This is a genomic window from Lysobacter gummosus (genome assembly GCF_001442805.1).
Classification (GTDB): Bacteria; Pseudomonadota; Gammaproteobacteria; order Xanthomonadales; family Xanthomonadaceae; genus Lysobacter; species Lysobacter gummosus.
In genome coordinates this window covers 4,080,368-4,081,467 of the sequence record NZ_CP011131.1, presented here as the reverse complement: position 1 = coordinate 4,081,467, position 1,100 = coordinate 4,080,368, and the positions used below count along the sequence as shown (strand labels likewise).

Below are 1,100 nucleotides of genomic sequence, written 5' to 3'. Positions count from 1 at the left end.
ACCCACCACCCGTACACGACCACGCCCGACCAGTCTTAAGGAAGCGACCATGAAAGTGAATTCGTTGTTCTCCGCCACCGAGCATCATCCCGTGGTGATCACCCCGGACGGGGACGCCAGCCTGCAGGCGCTGCACGACTACCTCGGCAACAACGAGGATCAGGTCCAGCAGTTGTTGCTGCGCCACGGCGGCATCTTGTTCCGCGGTTTCGGCGTGGACGGCGCCGAGGGTTTTCGCGGCAGCGCCGAGCGCCTGGGCGCGCGGCCGTTCGACTACGTTGGCGGCAACTCGCCGCGCAGCCGCGTGTCCGCCGATGTCTACACCTCGACCGAATATCCGGCCAGCGAAGTGATTTCGTTGCACAACGAGATGTCGTACCTGCCGAGCTGGCCGCGCCGGCTGTTCTTCTACAGCCTGATTCCGGCGGCCTCCGGTGGCCAGACCTCGCTGGCCAACAGCGGTGACGTGCTGCGGGCCTTGCCGGAGGAGATCCGCGCCAAGTTCCGCGACAAGAAAGTCAACTACATCCGCAATTTCCAGACCGAGATTCCGCTGGGCAAGAACTGGCAGACCACCTACCAGACCCGGGACCGCGCCGAGGTCGAGAGCATCGTTGCCGACCAGGGCTCGGTCTGCCATTGGGGCGCCAAGGACGCGCTGCGCGTATCGACCCGCTGCGAGGCCTTCGCCACTCATCCGCAGACCGGCGAGGAGGTGTGGTTCAACCAGGCCGAGCAGTGGCATCCCTCGGCCTTGAATCCGGCCATTCGCGGCATGTTCGAACAGGCCCTGGGCGTGGGCAATCTGCCGCACGAATGCGAGTACGGCGACGGCGAGCCGATCGAAGAGAACGTGCTGATCGAGATCCGCCGCGCCTTGAACACGAGCAAGTTGCTGTTCGACTGGCAGCGCAACGATCTGCTGATGATCGACAACATTTTGATGATGCACGGGCGCGAGTCGTTCAAGGGCGAGCGCAAGACCTTGGCGTATCTGTCGGCGACCTGAGCGGGCGCGGACGACTGATTGGCGCATTTCGCGCAGCAATGGGGACGGACTTCGCCGAGCCGGCGCGGACCGACTAAATCTGGAAATGGAG

Annotated in this window: 1 protein-coding gene; it reads left to right on the top strand. The window is 64.0% G+C overall.

Annotated features, from left to right (window positions below):
• The first annotated feature begins 49 nt into the window (after positions 1 to 49).
• Entirely contained in the window at positions 50 to 1,009 is a 960-nt protein-coding gene (locus LG3211_RS16710; protein ID WP_057943823.1) for a TauD/TfdA family dioxygenase, read from the top strand.
• Positions 1,010 to 1,100: the final 91 nt, after the last annotated feature.

What these genes read in the sequence shown, in the direction of transcription:
- LG3211_RS16710 (WP_057943823.1), top strand. Translation starts at nt 50, where the DNA reads ATGAAAGTGAATTCGTTGTTCTCCGCCACCGAGCATCATCCCGTGGTG.